At 35.8% G+C, this 16,012-nt stretch carries 9 protein-coding genes; all 9 read right to left on the bottom strand.

The window, feature by feature from the left end:
- Positions 1 to 4: 4 nt before the first annotated feature.
- The 9 genes from J3U36_RS00340 to tssC all read right to left on the bottom strand — a co-directional run bounded on the left by J3U36_RS00340 (position 5) and on the right by tssC (position 15,954).
- Positions 5 to 3,712, bottom strand: coding sequence for a toxin VasX (locus tag J3U36_RS00340; protein WP_267379303.1), 3,708 nt, complete (start codon positions 3,710 to 3,712; stop codon positions 5 to 7).
- Between the two features lie 24 nt (positions 3,713 to 3,736).
- A complete protein-coding gene (locus tag J3U36_RS00345) occupies positions 3,737 to 4,618 on the bottom strand; it encodes a hypothetical protein (protein ID WP_267379301.1) in 882 nt (293 codons plus the stop codon).
- Complete coding sequence (locus J3U36_RS00350; protein ID WP_267379299.1) at positions 4,618 to 7,053, bottom strand: type VI secretion system Vgr family protein; 2,436 nt, start codon at positions 7,051 to 7,053, stop codon at positions 4,618 to 4,620. Before J3U36_RS00350 ends, J3U36_RS00345 begins: the two co-directional genes overlap by 1 nt.
- A 54-nt stretch (positions 7,054 to 7,107) precedes the next feature.
- Positions 7,108 to 9,975, bottom strand: coding sequence for a type VI secretion system ATPase TssH (gene tssH, locus J3U36_RS00355; protein WP_267379297.1), 2,868 nt, complete (start codon positions 9,973 to 9,975; stop codon positions 7,108 to 7,110).
- Positions 9,976 to 10,045: 70 nt separating this feature from the next.
- Positions 10,046 to 10,534, bottom strand: coding sequence for an Hcp family type VI secretion system effector (locus J3U36_RS00360; RefSeq protein WP_065559516.1), 489 nt, complete (start codon positions 10,532 to 10,534; stop codon positions 10,046 to 10,048).
- Between the two features lie 35 nt (positions 10,535 to 10,569).
- Positions 10,570 to 12,330: an OmpA family protein gene (locus tag J3U36_RS00365; protein WP_267379295.1), complete on the bottom strand. Its 1,761-nt coding sequence runs from the start codon at positions 12,328 to 12,330 to the stop codon at positions 10,570 to 10,572.
- An 11-nt stretch (positions 12,331 to 12,341) separates the two neighbouring features.
- Positions 12,342 to 13,007 (bottom strand): type VI secretion system protein TssL, short form, encoded by a 666-nt coding sequence (gene tssL, locus J3U36_RS00370; protein ID WP_267379293.1) that lies wholly within the window; start codon positions 13,005 to 13,007, stop codon positions 12,342 to 12,344.
- 9 nt (positions 13,008 to 13,016) lie between these two features.
- Entirely contained in the window at positions 13,017 to 14,369 is a 1,353-nt protein-coding gene (gene tssK / locus J3U36_RS00375) for a type VI secretion system baseplate subunit TssK (RefSeq protein WP_065559519.1), read from the bottom strand.
- A gap of 52 nt (positions 14,370 to 14,421) precedes the next feature.
- Positions 14,422 to 15,954, bottom strand: coding sequence for a type VI secretion system contractile sheath large subunit (tssC, locus tag J3U36_RS00380; protein ID WP_065559520.1), 1,533 nt, complete (start codon positions 15,952 to 15,954; stop codon positions 14,422 to 14,424).
- Between the last annotated feature and the right edge of the window lie 58 nt (positions 15,955 to 16,012).

The following is a 16,012-nucleotide window of genomic DNA, read 5'->3' on the forward strand; positions in this document are numbered from 1 at the left end:
TTTTTCAATCGATCATATATTCAATACGTAATGGTGATTTTGCGTTCTCATCTTGCCAATAATGTAATATTCCAATTACTTTTCTAGCTCGTTCCCTTAATTCAGCAACTTTTTGATTTATCAATAAAGTCGATAAATTATCATCACTGCCTTTGTTTATTACTATCGGACTTGAAGTAATTGGGTAATCTTTTGTTTCTACCCAACGTACTTCTAATCGCTCACATTGATTTTGTTCTATTGCTACATGTAGACATTGTTGATCATTACCTTGCTTCAGTTTAGCTTTACCAATGTTTCCATTTTTATCGATTAGATAAACTACGCAGGTATAGCGACTTTTATTACTAAAATTTGGTAAATTAATATGGACACGAAGGCCACCCAAATATTTCAGATGCTCAGCTGTTTCAAATTCGTCATATCTATTAAAATCTTCTATTAAAAAAAATTCCCTATCAGAATAGTTATAGTTTAAAGATAAATACATACCTGAAAGATAAGCATAATAGTCATTTAACGCGACACTTGTACCTACCGTTGTCAAAGGATATGGTTGACCTTTTTCGGGATGATCATGTTTGCCGAAGTAACAACGGTTAAACCAAATTTGCATAGGTGACCAACTGTCCGCCTCTGAACCTAATGATACTAAAATTGCTCCAATAATGGCTAAAACAATAGCAGTTAAAGCTAATGGCAAGGCTAAAGATAATATAACCCCACTAAAAAATAAAATTCCTGAGAAAAAAATTAAAAATCCACCAGTTCCTACTAAAATTCCATCAAATATATCTCCATTTATCGCATAACCAATTCCTTTATACATCGATATCACTCCGTCAAGAATGGTAATAATCGCTAGTGCAGCCCCTGTTACTTTCATAAATGTCGCACAACTAGGTATCATAGTGGTAAAGATATTAATTTTCGATAGTGCTCCAGCTAACCTAATAGTATGGGATATTACTTCCGCTGATAATAAAGACATAATTACACAAGATTTGAGCATATCATGTGAAATTTGGTCTTTTACATCTTGCGGTAGCGTTTTACCCTGTTCATTTAACGTATGTAAGTTTTGACTAAATAGATGAGCTTGAAAAAATATCATCACTGTATTGATGCCAATTGCCTTGCTCGAGTCAACACGGATTCGTTTTTTAACGTGAGCATAAGCTGTTTCAAGATCTTGTAGGGTTAACTCACCACCAAATTGATGTGAGTGCTTAATTTCGGCACCTAAAATTGTTTTGGTTTTAGCTAATGTTGTTTCTTTTAACTTGCCACCTTTTTTTAAAGTATTTATCATTTTTTCCATTGAGGCTAAATCTTCTGCCACAATCATAAAATCCATACTGACTGTTTTTTCAAGCTGCTTTTTGGTCAGTTCATTTTCAAATCGCCAGCGTGTATCTGTATCTGGTATCTTCGAAAGTTTATAAACTTTATTATAATGTTCTATTTTAACCGATGACACATTAGATTTTTCCATTATAAATTCATAAATTTTCGGCAAATTTTTAATTTTGACTTCAACAGTCATTCTTCTATATTCAACACCAGAAAAGATTTTTAGTTGCTCTATACTGTGATTCTCCATTAACACCTGATTAATTAATTTTGCATTATTTGGGCGATTAGCAAAACCTGCTATTCCCCAATTAAATAATCTTTCCATCATGTCAACAAATAATGTGGTATTTTTTGCTTCAATTGGTAGATTCATCACAGAATTAAGATTACTCACGATATTATTCAAATTATTTATTGTTTTTTCTTTGTTAGCTATATCTTGGCCCTTTTCCATCTCCACAATTCGTTGTTTCAATAACATATCATAAAGGTTATTATTCTGACCTTTTAATAAGTAAAAATAGATGGAATTTTCATCTCGAAACAGGCTGTCCCATAATCCAAACTGTTCCGGTAACTTAGCCATAGTAATATTACCTTGCAACATAGTGATTAAATCTTCAAAATACCCTAAATGATCTTTTGAGTAGTCATTCTCCTGTTCGTGCTTCCAGAATTCTACTAGATTATAATCGGTGAGTTCAGAGGGAGCATATTGAGATGGTTTATCTTTTGAACCAAAAAGCCATGTTACATAAATCAAATAATCAATTGATATTTTACGAATATCTTTAATTATTTCCTTAAATTTTTGGTTATCGTCATCATAGAACTTCTTTAATCTATCTAAATCTAATCTCTCTTCCAATTTTGCCCAACTTTTATTAAATTTATTTTCCGCAGCGCTTTCAAGTGACCAATGAAATCGTCGTACGTCTTTGGCATTCGTAGTTGATTTATGTTTTTCAATTAAAACTTGTTTTTCTTCTGCTGATAATGAAACTTCTTTCCATCCTGATGATTTTAAAGCATTAATTCTCATTTTAAACGATGCCATTGCTCCTTTAAAATTTGCTGCAGGTTCATATACATCCATGTATTTTTCATCTGTATTTACTCCTTTATAATCATCTTCAATTGTATTGCGATAATAAGTGTTTAATCCTTTTTTATAACTTTCTATACAAGATAATATTCTACGTTTATAAGCGCGTTCAGTTGAAAAATATTCATTTAAGTACTTATGATTATTTGTTTCGGATTTTTGTTCCTGTGAACCTTTTGATTTTTCTGAAGATACTTGTAATATCGATATATTACTTTGATTATCACCTATATCCTGATTAATAAAACCATCAAGGTAATTTTTAGCATAAGGATAAAGCATTTCTTGTTCTTTGGCTGAATTTAACCATTGATCTGTAGGTGTATAATCTGCTATTTTTTCGTTGTATTTATCCGCCAATTTTTTTTCTATCACCCGTTCATGCTCTAAAAACGCATTATTAATCAGGTCAAAATTTTGTAATCGTTGTGCATTAAGTTCTTCAACTACACCAAAAGTGTCCTCTAACACAATACATCCCAATTTGCATTGATACTGATCTTCAAGTATATTCGTTATCTTTGTTATCTCCGCTATATCATCTTTGTGTGAATAATCATTAAATTCATGCGCACTTGGAAATCGCATCTGAAAATCTTTTTTTCCAAAAAAAAATTCAGGTAAATGTGGCGCTTTGTTACTTTCTAATAAATTTCTAAATTCGAAACTTCGACCATCAGGTGATAATAATTCTGGTTTTTTACGAGTTGAATCATTTATGGTAACTTTGGTAAATCTTCTTAAATCTGCCTCTACTGACCGATAATAATCTTCTGTCGTTCTGGACCATGCCCTACGGCTATAAGCTATCCAAACGGTAGCATTCAACACATCAATATTTGCAAATATAGCAGGTATATAGTGATTTATGGCTGTGCAGGATTCTGCTAAATCTTCTATTTCATATTTTTTCATGTGAGCTATGGAGCGATGCCTTAGTGCCCCTTTAGAAGTCACCTCATATCCCAGTAATTTTCGATTTCCATTTTGTTCCATCAATACATACACATATCCTTTACGCAACATTCTTAAAGCATATTTGTGTTGAGTTAACGCTGCCGATGGTTGCCTACCTTTTAAATTAGGAACACTTTCTGACCAGTTGATTGAGTGATAAACTTTTGGATTAATGACGGATTGACGAACTAAAAAAAATGGCATACCACCACGTTGACAGGTACCACATCCTCCGTCAGCTATTGCTGAAGCATTTCTTGCTTCAGTAAAAATATTTGGATCTATCTTACCCATTAATTTATACCATATATTAAATTTTTAATTATTAATTTCAATTTGAATTAAAAGTTCATCTAACGTACCTGGATATTCAATTGATTCATTTACCGCTTCATTGACTTCTTTTTGCTCTAATAACTTTGGATACTCTTTAAGCAATAACGATAAAGTAAATAAGTCTCTTGTATTTTTTAAACCTGCTATTTTGGCTGTTCGATAACATTCTGCTAAAGATAATATGTCAGAATCTTGTATGTGTCTGTTTTGCATTCCGCATATATTTTGCCAAGCAATCGTTAGATGATAAAGTTTTGTTGATTCTTTAAGATAAAATTTGACTTCTTCATTAATGAATAATTCTGAGGGATCTTGTATAGAAGATAGTGATTGAATTATTTGAAGGCGATTTGTAAATGATGTATAGCAATATGTACTACAACAATTTAACAAATAAGGTAACCAATCGAAGCAAATTTTATTGCCTTCTTGTAGTAAAAACAATTTGAATGGTTCATAGAATGGGACAAAACGAGTTTTATTCAAAGTAGCTAGTTTTAATCCTATATTAATTATTTGTTTACTCAATGTCTCAGGTTCATTTTCGCTTACCATACAACAACAAATATATCTTTTTTGAAGGGAGCCATCATTCTGAAGTTCTTTACTGATAAAATGCACAAATTTTTCGTTTAATTGTTCATCAGGTTTGGCAATAACAACTAACTTTGGGCAATGATCTAAATCATGGGTCAGATCAGGTCTTGGAATAATATGAATAGCTTCTTTGCCTAACTCTTCCTTTAAACTTTGAATTGATAATATATGAAAATAACTTAACGAAACTAAGTTATCAATCAGTAAATAACGATACTGTTTACGTGCATTTTCATTGTTCAAAAGGTTGAGTAATTGCTTCTCCATTATGCTGATTCCGAACAACTTTCACCTGGAGGCAACTCAACTTGAGCTGTATTGTAACTTGATGGACTTAATACGCTGAAACTAGCCGATTGTACAGTTACATCACCTGGAGCTAGCACTTTTATAGAACCATTTTCAATAACAATTGCAACATTATCACAAGCTAATGTCAGTTTTTTCTTGGCTGATATAATGACTTCACTATCGGTGCTGGTAATTTTCAAATCTTGCTTTGCAGTTAAATGCATTTCATCATTTTGTGCTTGAATATCGACATTTCCTTTTGATGCAAATATTTTTATCCCCATTTTATTTGCGAATAGACTTATCATATTTCCAGCAGTGACCATAAAACGTTTGAATGCGTTGACATCAATAGTATTTTGCGCTGTTTGTATAATGTTTTCACCTGCTGTTTGTTGTATTGAGCTTGGGCTAACATCCGCTATACCTGCTGGCGCATATGTAAGAATTCCTGGTTGTTTCAACTCTTTTAAACTTTGTTCAAAAAGTTGTTTTTGAGCATTTAAATCAGCAAGTTCAGCTTGTGCGGCTTCGGCTAGTTCATTAAGCCTTTTTACCATTTCGCTCGCTTGTGCTAGTTGTTTAACTGCACTGTCCATTTGTAATTGAACATGACTTGCCTGTGTTTGCTCTTCACTGGTTATATATAACCCTTTGCCTGCTCTGATTGCGCCCCATTCATCAGTGCGTAGTTCAAACCCTTCGCCACGTTTTTCTTTCTTTTCATTAACTAAGTGACCGATATTGACTTGAGTTTTACCGTATTCGGTTGCTAATTTGATGTGTTCTTGACCACGTTTGTCGTCCATACGGAGCTTGTTATTTGCAGGTGTTCGAATCACATTGCGGTGTTTGTTAATCGTTGCCACATGATCAGGATGCGAACTGTCATGCATTGCATGGGCTATGTAAGGTCTGTCTGGGTTACCATTTGTAAACCCTATCATTACCCCTGTTCCGTCTATTAGTGGAAAGTGAAAACCATATGTATCACCAGAGTAAGGTTTAGCAAGTCTTAGCCATAAACTTTCTTCCCCTTTTTTCCAATTTTTTAAGTCAAAATTGAATTTAACTCGATAACGTCCCATAGTGTCAATGTAACCATAGGTGTCGTTATTTGGACTTGTCACGTTGGCAGGTAAGGTGCCGCTCACTTCAGGCCAACGAATAGGTGCTGGTCGATACGGTATTAATACTTTAAATGGTATTGCCGTAAAAGATAATTCATAAGAATCAGTACGATTACCATGTCCTTCTACACTTAAAATTATAATGCCATCATCAATGTCCGATATTGGCGCACCGCTAATGGTAATACATTGACCCGGTATAAGGCTGTAGCGGTTTGTTCGACCTTTTATGATAATTTGTTTACTGATCATATGCTCATGACGTATTCGAGCATACCACTTACCACTTTCTATACTGTTTTCGTTGTTGGTTTGACTATTGTCGTTGTTATTGTTTTGTTTTTTGGCATGACCGTTATCATTCAAACCTTTATAGTGTTCTTCATAACGGTAATCAGTACCATAAGTTGTGATGTATTTAGGTTGTGTATTTTCATCACCTTTTAAATTTGCCCCTGCATTACGATAGTTGAAATCTTGAACTTTTACTGATTTTTCAACAATTTGTGTATGTAGCGACAGATCCCAAACACTTTCGGTATTACCGTCAAGTGTGCCGCTTGGTTGTTTGTAATCGATATTACCAACTTGGTGATAACCTTGCTCGTAATCGCTTATCACCATGACATCACAATTATGTTCCGCATGACTTTCAAATCGGAACCAGATTCCGACATCCGCTAATAAGCGTTGGATGAATTCGAGGTCGCTTTCTTCCCATTGGGTAATAAATTCTCTCGCCGGATAGCTGTCTTTTAATTCTAAGCGGTAGTCAATGCCTGAGAATTCATGACTTCGTAATACTTCTTCGACTACGCTTACTATACTTTGATTTTGATAGATGGCACTATTACGATTAAGTGCAAGTCTTGCTAATCTTGGCGATAATACAACCTGATAATGTGCTTCGTCTTTATTTACTGAAAGCTGATTAAATTCTGTGACAATACCATAGATAGCACGAGAATCACTTTCTGTAGGTAAATCACTTAGTGATCGGATTGCATTACCTAGCGCTTTATTCGCTACAGGATTGAATGAGAATGAACCCTTTTTATTGAGAATCGTGTTTATTGATATACTTTTATCAGCACTGGTAAATGTGATTGTGTATTTCCACGGTTCATTGAGTTTTTCTTCTCCCTTGACTTTAAGTACTGAAATTGGCGAATCGAGACCATCAACCTTTAACGTGTAACGGTTGTGGCTAACCTCACCTGTTAGCCCATTCATTAAACCTTCGCCAAATTGACTAATGAGGTTAGTTAACTCTTTCGCCATATTTTTCTCCTTATATCCTTTTATTTAGGTTTTTCATTCAACGTCTGTAACATTTTAGGCTTTTTTAACGGCCTTTTTTTTACCTTTGCTTTCTTCTGCTGGCTTTGTTTTTGCTGACTTAACAACTTTCGCTTTAGTCGGTTTTGGTTCGTCCGAGTCAGCTTTTGTTGTTTTAGCTTTAGCAGATTTTGCTTTAGTTTGCTCACTTTCCCATTCAAGTACGATTCCTTCTGATTCGTCAAAATCAAGGATTAACGTTGGTACTTGATTGTTAGTTGTACTGCTTCGTTGTAGTAATAAATTTGATACCACAGGTAAAATTTGTTGATTTAAGATACTGTCAATGTTTCGTGCACCTGTATCTGGTAGTAAACACGCTGATACCAAGGTGTCGTAAAGTTTTTCGCCCACATTAAATACAATTTTGTAATGTTTTTGTAGTCGGCTGGCAACTTTATTGAGTTTCATTTCAACAATTTTGCGTAATGCGTCTTTACCAAGTGGTGTATAGATTACTGTTTGGAAACGTGCTAATAATGCCGGTTGGAAATGTTCACGAATGATCGGACGTAGAAGTTCTTGTTGTGTCGCAATATCGGCGTCTGGCATTTCTTCGAAAAGCGCCATAAGCTCATCACTACCTAAGTTAGATGTCATTAATATTAAGGTATTACGGAAATCGATTTCTCGACCTTCACCGTCACGCATAAAGCCACGATCAAAGACTTGATAGAATAAGTTAAGTACATCACGGTGTGCTTTTTCGACTTCGTCTAGTAATACAACACTGTATGGTCGTTTGCGAACGGCTTCGGTCAATACCCCACCTTGACCATAACCTACATATCCCGGAGGTGATCCTTTAAGTTGTGATACGGTGTGCGCTTCTTGGTATTCTGACATGTTAATGGTGACAAGTGATTGTTCACCACCAAATAAGGTATCTGCTAATGCTAAAGCTGTTTCGGTTTTACCCACACCTGACGGACCAACTAATAAAAATACGCCCATTGGTGCATCTTCTGATGTCAGTCCAGTTTTTGCTGCACGAATACGTTTAGCTAATTCAAACAGGGCATTATCTTGTCCCACAACACGTTGACGTAAATCATCTTCAAGCGCAAGTAAGTGGCTTTGCTCATCTTTTAGTAAACTTTCTAATGGAACACCTGTCCAGTCTGATATAACGGATGAGACTGTGCGACTGTCAACATCAAGTGAAAGTAATGGGTTATGACCTTGTAGCTCATTTAATTCTTGCTGAGCATCGCTGAGTTTTTTGAGTAGCTTGCTATCTGATTTATTCGTCAGTTTTTGACGTAATTCTATCAATGTTTCAATTTGTTTTTTCTCTTTTTCAAATTGAGTTTGTTGAATAGTTAATTTGTCTTGTAGTTTGGCTAACTGGATGTCTATTTCTTTTAAGCGATCGCTCGTTAAATTTTCACCTAATGCCAGATCTGCGTTAATTGCATCTTGTTCAATTTTCAGTGAGGCAATTTTAGCTTCAAGCTGTGTAATTGATTCTGGTATCGTATCTAGCCCCATACGTACACGTGCTGACGCTGTATCAAGCAGGTCAACCGCTTTATCGGGTAGTTGACGTCCACTGATATAACGTCTTGATAGTGAAACGGCTGTTTTGACAGCTTCGTCTAGGATATGTACGCCATGGTGTTTAGCATAACGTGATTTTAAGCCACGCAACATTAAACATGCTCGATCGTCATCAGGTTCGTCTACTTTGACCATTTGGAAACGACGCTCTAAAGCGGCATCTTTTTCAAAATATTGTTTGTATTCAGACCATGTTGTCGCTGCAATAGTGCGTAGTTCTCCACGTGCTAATGCAGGTTTTAGTAAGTTTGCCGCATCTGCGCCACCGGCTGAATTACCCGCGCCGATAATAGTATGAGCTTCGTCAATAAATAGCAATATTGGGGTTGGAGACTGTTGAACAGCATCAATCACATTTTTTAATCTTTGTTCAAATTCACCTTTTACGCCAGCTCCAGCTTGTAATAATCCAAGATCTAACGTTAGGATGCTAACATCCGCAAGATTTTTTGGTACGTTTCCTTCAGCAATTCGAAGTGCTAAACCTTCAACTAGCGCAGTTTTACCTACCCCTGGTTCACCGACAAGAATTGGGTTATTTTTACGACGACGGGATAGAATATCGACCATTTGTCTGATTTCACTGTCACGACCAAAAACGGGATCAATTTTACCTGATTTGGCTTTTTCAGTGACATTTTCGGTAAAACGTTCAAGCGCCGCTTGATGATGCTTTTGTTGAGCGATTTGTTTATCATTATTATTTGTAGCATCATTCGCATCGTTTTTTTGTGTTTTGTTTGCAGCGATTGTTGAGTTCGCTGTTGAATCAATACCAAAACTGTCTGTAGCGGTGATCGCTGTATCGGATTGATAGCTATATTGGTTAGCTGGGTTTTCGTCCGAAGTTTCATCCAATTGTAATCGCATTTTTTGCAATGAAACCGGAGATAAACTAAGTAGTTGCCATGCATCTTGAGCTTTTAAGCAATGTGGCATTTCTTGCAATGCTTGCAATATATGAACTGAGCGAATGACTTCTTCATGATTTTCTAGCGACGCTTTTAACCATGCTGATTGCATTACAGCTATCAACGATGGCGATAAACTTGGTTTTGTGTTAATAGTATGCGGTAGTGCGTCTAGATAATTGAGTAATCCAGTCCAAATTTTATCCATATCGAGTTGATAATGTCTTGAAATTATCGTTATGTCACCTGAACCCTGTTCTAGTAATTTTAATAACCAATGTTCAAGTGTAATTTCGGTATGTGCTCGTGTTTGGCATAATCCAGCCGCAGCTTCAAGCGATTTCGCACAGTACGGATTTAGTCGTCTTAATAAAACAGAGGGATCAGCTATCATTACTATTTCTTTCCTTAATCATTAATAAAATAAATACAGCCCCTATAAATAGGGACTGTGTAAGTTAAAATTAACCTCGGCTTTCTACCCAGCTGTCTGAGTGGATGATGTTGCCATCTTTATAAGTCCAAGTAATTTTTTCATAACGAAGTTCAATACGTTCTAAGTGGTTGTATTGTTCTTTCGTTGGATCTTTGATGTTGTGCATTTCAGGTTTAACAGATACGACTTTTACACCGTCCATTAATGTATTGAAATATTCAACTTCTTGTCCTGCATCGTTGATTTTGTACCATTTGATCTCAACTGATTTTAAGTTTTGACCAGTAGTCACAGCTTTGTATAGGTAAGGTGAAGATGCATCAACTTCTTTAACAAATTCAAGTGCTTTATGTACACGAGTTCCTGTTAATTTACCTGTATTACCATCGGTTGGGATGTATACTCGGTGATCGAATTCAACCACTTCTACACTTCCTTCACGACCAACAACGGTTACAGAACCTTTGATTTCGGCACCGCCGTCATCTTTTAAAAACATATAAGCTGGTACAGCCATTGTTTATCTCCTTTTATTGTTTTTGTTTCACACTCTTAGTTTTCATTCGTCAAAATACATGTTGACGCTTGAGGAACTAAATTTATTTCTACCCTTCGGTTTTTTGCACGATTTTCTGGAGTATCGTTATCCACTAAAGGTTTTTTTGCACCATACCCTTGGATGGCGAAACAGGTTTCTGGTATGTCACTCGCTTTTAATATCCAATCACGTACTGACATGGCTCGATTAAATGATAGTTGTTGATTTTTGGTTTCATCGCCAACTGAGTCGGTATGACCCGTAATGATCATTAACCAACCTGTACCAGGATTTGCATTAATCTGTTTTTGTATTTCCATTAATGCGTTAATTAACACTTTTTCTGAACCAGATTTTAAACTTGCTTGTCCACTTTCAAATAACGCTAAGCTATCTAGACGAATTGGCGGAGGTGGCTCTTTAACAATAACCTGCGTTTTTTCAACAATTACTTTTTCAGGCTCTGGTGGTTTTGCTACGTAGTCACTCATGGCTACATTGAGCGGTTCAACTAGCTGTAATCCACGATATAACCCCATTCCTAAACGAATAGGTTCCCCTTTAGCATAGTATTCATTTAGCATGGTTTTATCATTTCGTAGTACTTCAAGTGCCTCTTTTTTCTCATCATAATTGCCCATTGGGACTAAATGGTAATGATGAATATCATTTTGAATTCTATCGATTAATTTGATGTTATTCCAATATGACGCCCCCATACTTCCCATTAAAAATAATGATGTGATAATAACTAATCCACAGATCATTGAACTAATAGGCGAAAATGGATATGCAATTGGCATAAATTTAACTAATGCATCTGGCGGGGTGACACCGTCTTGTATTTTATGCGTATTTGGTAATGATAAACTTGTCGCATTTTCCCATATTTTTTGCATGAGATTATCGTGAACAATCGATTGATTGGTAGGATAGATTGCTACACCAGTCGGTATACATTTAGCAATAGGTTGCTTGTCATTAACTAAAGTGGTTAATACTACGTCTTCAATCCAACTTTCTGTTTCACTTAAAAATGGACGAAGTCTTAATCGTCGTTCACGTTCATCTGTTGGAATTTTGATGTCATTAACCCAATTTGTAATTGGCGACAAATAACGATCTAACAAATATAATTTTTGATTTAATAATTGAAACCAATATACAGGTAATGGGTTATTTTCGTCATAGATTAAGTCGTTCAATCCAACATGTGTTGAAAGATAAACAGGCATTTGGTATTTAGCTATTCGACAAGTATCCACCCATGATTGACGAAATGCTTGTAATTTAGCTACAAATAAACCCTGTTTGTCTTCTGTTTCTGGTGTTAAGGCAAGAAAAATACCTACACGACCCAGCATATCAGGCCATTTCGCCACTAATGAATCGTAAACTATCGGTAGATGTGAAAATTCATCAACGTAGATCCAAACTGCTTCGGACGAAACTAATACATTAGATTCGGCAAGCGATAAATCCTCAGGAAAAAAATCTTTAGCTGCGCTACCCGTAACCATGAGTATTGGTAAACGATAACGCTGTCTTGCCGGTAATAAATCAAGTTTTTGAGTTAAAAATTGGATATTTGCTGTTGATGATGCTAGCACTCGTCGATAACGTCGCATTTGCCAAAGAAAACCTCCGGCAATAGCAAAGACGAGAATCGATCCAAGTATTTTCCAGCCAATTGTTATTGGTAGGAAAACAAACAATAATAATAAACTCAATACGACTGCATATATAATTTGAATGCGCTTAGGGTAATCGCTCATAATAAACCTTTTTAACCAACAAGTTGCTTAACTAAGTTGTCTAGTTGATTATCCAATAAAAAGTAAAGCCCAATAACGACAATAACCGATACGACAGTACAAGCTAGTAGAATGGTTTTTCTAAACTGATAACGATATGTTTTGGTCTGTTCAATGATTGGATATGATTGTTCTGGCTCATATTCTCGTAAAGCTTCACGTAGCGCGAGTATCAGGTGCTCTCGTTCCATTTGAGGTCTATCAAGATAACAGCCTTGGAAACCAAGTCCTAATACTCGGTCAAAACAAGCTAAAACAATTCCTTCTTTTCTATCAGCTCTTAAGCGAGAACGAATTTTATCGAATAGGTCATCACCTGCGCTGTGCGTGTTGAAATAGATAACTTGTAATGGCGAACCTAACCATTCATCATAGTCTTGATTTTTCGGATTATCTCGATGACAAAGTAATACAGTTTCATCTAATAAAGCACATAAAGCATAACTGATATCATCAATTACATCTTGGCTATACTGCGCTTGATGTAATTTGTCTCGTACGGTTATAACTTGTTGCTTACAAAGTTCGTACAATTTATGTCCCGATGGAATATCAGCTTTTGCTTTTAACTGCACTACAACTAAGATGGAGTCTCGTAGTAATTCGTCAATATTAATTGCTTTTGATTCTATACTCATAATTTGATCCTATGACCGCAATACGGCGAACAATTCTAACGAAATATCAGGCATTGCACGTGGTACATAAAATTCACAACAGCGTGTAAGTAACATATTTTTTGCCGCTTCATGTGAAAGATCTAATGCAAAATATTGATTGTCCAAACGCACAGGTATAGCAGCCGGAACATGGCTAAGTGCTTTAATTGGAATACCAGATAACGCAGAATGTATGATTTGCCTTACATCATCAGGTGCACCTGCTTTACATAAGATTGGGAATCGTGATTGTAATTGATGACCTGGCATACTTGAGCGTACTGAAAGATAGAAGTCAGCATCTTCAACTAGACGAGAATCATTTAGTCGTCCAGTCCATAATGTGTCTTTGTCATGAACTAATTCAATTTTAATTACTCGAGAAGGTAAGCTTTCTTCCAGTAAGTTGCGTACTAATCCAAATAATGGAGGGAAAACTTCATTAAGATTATCATGCTGATAAGCTGGAATACCATCCACATTATTTAATAATGAGAATGTTAATAACGCACCTGTCAAGGCTGTTAATGTTTGATAAAGCTTTTCAGGATGAATCGTTGGATTATCTCGTAAAAATTTGAGTTGAGGTTCATAGGTATTTAATGCATTTAATAACCAGAATAATGACACATCAGCGGTGGCAAATTCAGCCATTTGTTGATTTCGCTCATGGCGCATTCCTGTTAAATGTTGCCGTTTGGCTTGCATTTGAACACATAATAATTCAAGTTCTTTAACTAATGTTCCGCTTTGTGTATGCAGATTTAACATTGGTGGAAGGTATTCTTGATCAAGTACAAATCGCCCATTTAGATCTCGTTTTAGACGAGCTACAGGACAAGTTAGGTAGTCACTATGATTTTCAAAATCAAATAAGAATGTTAGCGCATAATGCTCAACAGCTATAGTTTCGACATTTTGCCCCAATAGATCGGTAACTTCTACCCATTCTTGTCTATATCGTAGTGGACGTTCAAGACGTTGATTTTCTTGTAAACAGTTACCGCCGTTAGCTTGCAGTAATGGTATACCAATAAATACGGTTACTTCTTCAAGTTCGACCGGTATATCGGTATTTAATATTCTTGCTTCCGGTAGTTTGTCTGCTATATCGGTATTGATAACAACGCCATCAGAAAATCGGATACTAATTGATTCTGCTTGTAATCGATCGAAGGTTAGTGCCTGCAAATCAATAGATAGGCTTTCAATTCCCCATGGGTTAGCCACCGCTAGAGTGGCTAATTTTTGTGAAGTGAATTGATCCCACAACGCTTGTTGTTGAAATTGTTGAGGCGTCAAAAAGACGCCTTCATTCCATAAAGGACGAAATATTTTCATGTGTCCTAACACTCCTTAAAAGATATTAATGAAATCAAGTAAAAGCTAATACTTATGATTTAGCTTTTGGCATCTGTGATACCATTGATAAATTAATATCCATTCCTTCGATTTGGAAATGAGGAATTAAGAATGTTTTAACACGGAAGAATCCTGGATTATCTTCAATATCTTCAACAATGACTTTTGCTTCTCTTAATGGGTGAGCCGCTTGAACTTCATCACTTGGATCTGTCATTTCAGTGACAAGGTTGCTTATCCATTTATTTAATTCAAGTTCTAACATACGGCGGTCTTTAGTTGCACCGATATTTTCACGTTGAATAACTTTTAAGTAGTGAGCAATTCGTGACAATAAGAAGATATAAGGTAAACGAGCATTAATACGGCTGTTTGCTGTTGCTTCTTTTGTATCATAAAGTGCTGGTTTTTGCGTTGAGTTCGCAGAGAAGAAACATGCATAATCTCTGTTTTTATAGAAAGATAATGGGATGAATCCTAAATTTGCAAATTCAAATTCGCGTGTTTCAGGGATAAGCACTTCGGTAGGAATTTTTACTTGATTACCAGTACCTAAATCATAAAGGTGAATTGGTAAATCTTCAACTAGTCCACCTGCTTGCGGTCCACGAATTTGTACACACCAACCATTACGAATGAAGCTTTGAGTCATGTTTGCTGCAAACGCATAGGATGCATTAGTCCATAAATAACGGTTGTGATCAAGTCCTTTAACATCTTCAACATAATTGAAGCTACGTACTGGAATTGTATCAGGTCCATAAGGCAGACGAGCAAGTACTCTTGGTAAAGTTAAGCCGATGTAACGTGAATCATCAGTTTCACGGAAGCTGTTCCATTTAGTGTATTCTGCACGGTCGAAATAGTTGCCAATATCTTTAATTGCGGCAACTTCTTCCATGGTTTCTTTACCAAAGAATTTTGGACCAACAGAGCTTACAAATGGCATGTGTGCAGCAGCTGCAACTTTAGAGATATTACGTAATAAAGCAATATCTTGTGAATTGCGATCAAACTCGTAATTTGAAATTGTTACACCAATTGGTTCACCACCCGGTGTGTCATATTCTTGAATATAGGTATGACGGTAGAAACCTGTTTGGATGATTTCTGGCGCATCTTCGAAGTCTTGACGTAACTCTTCTTTTGAGACATCTAGAAGTTCAATTTTAACATTACGACGGAAATCAGTACGGTCAACTAAGAATTTTAAACCACGCCATGTTCCTTCGATTTCTTGGAACGTTTCGTGATGCATAATAGCATCAAGTTGGCGACTTAATTTTTGGTCTATTTGACTGATATGATAATCTAATAGGTGTTTATCTAATTTTTCAATTTTTTGTGATGAACTTTGGATCAATTTTAGCAATATATCAATCGCCATTGTGACACGTTCATCTTGTGAAGCTTCGAATAATACTTCGTTATCTTCAAATTTATCAATTTCACCCGCTTTTTTGATTGGACTTAGATTGATTTTATCGAATAAAGATTGGTAAACACTACCATTCTCTTCTACTACGGTTGCTTTACTAGCATTGCTTTGTTTTTGTACGTTCATTACTTTTATCTCTTAATTTTTATCAAACTTTATATTTTGCTGTGCAAATTGAGTTTTG

It is taken from the genome of Gilliamella sp. B3817 (genome assembly GCF_026536705.1).
Taxonomy (GTDB): domain Bacteria; phylum Pseudomonadota; class Gammaproteobacteria; order Enterobacterales; family Orbaceae; genus Gilliamella; species Gilliamella apicola_I.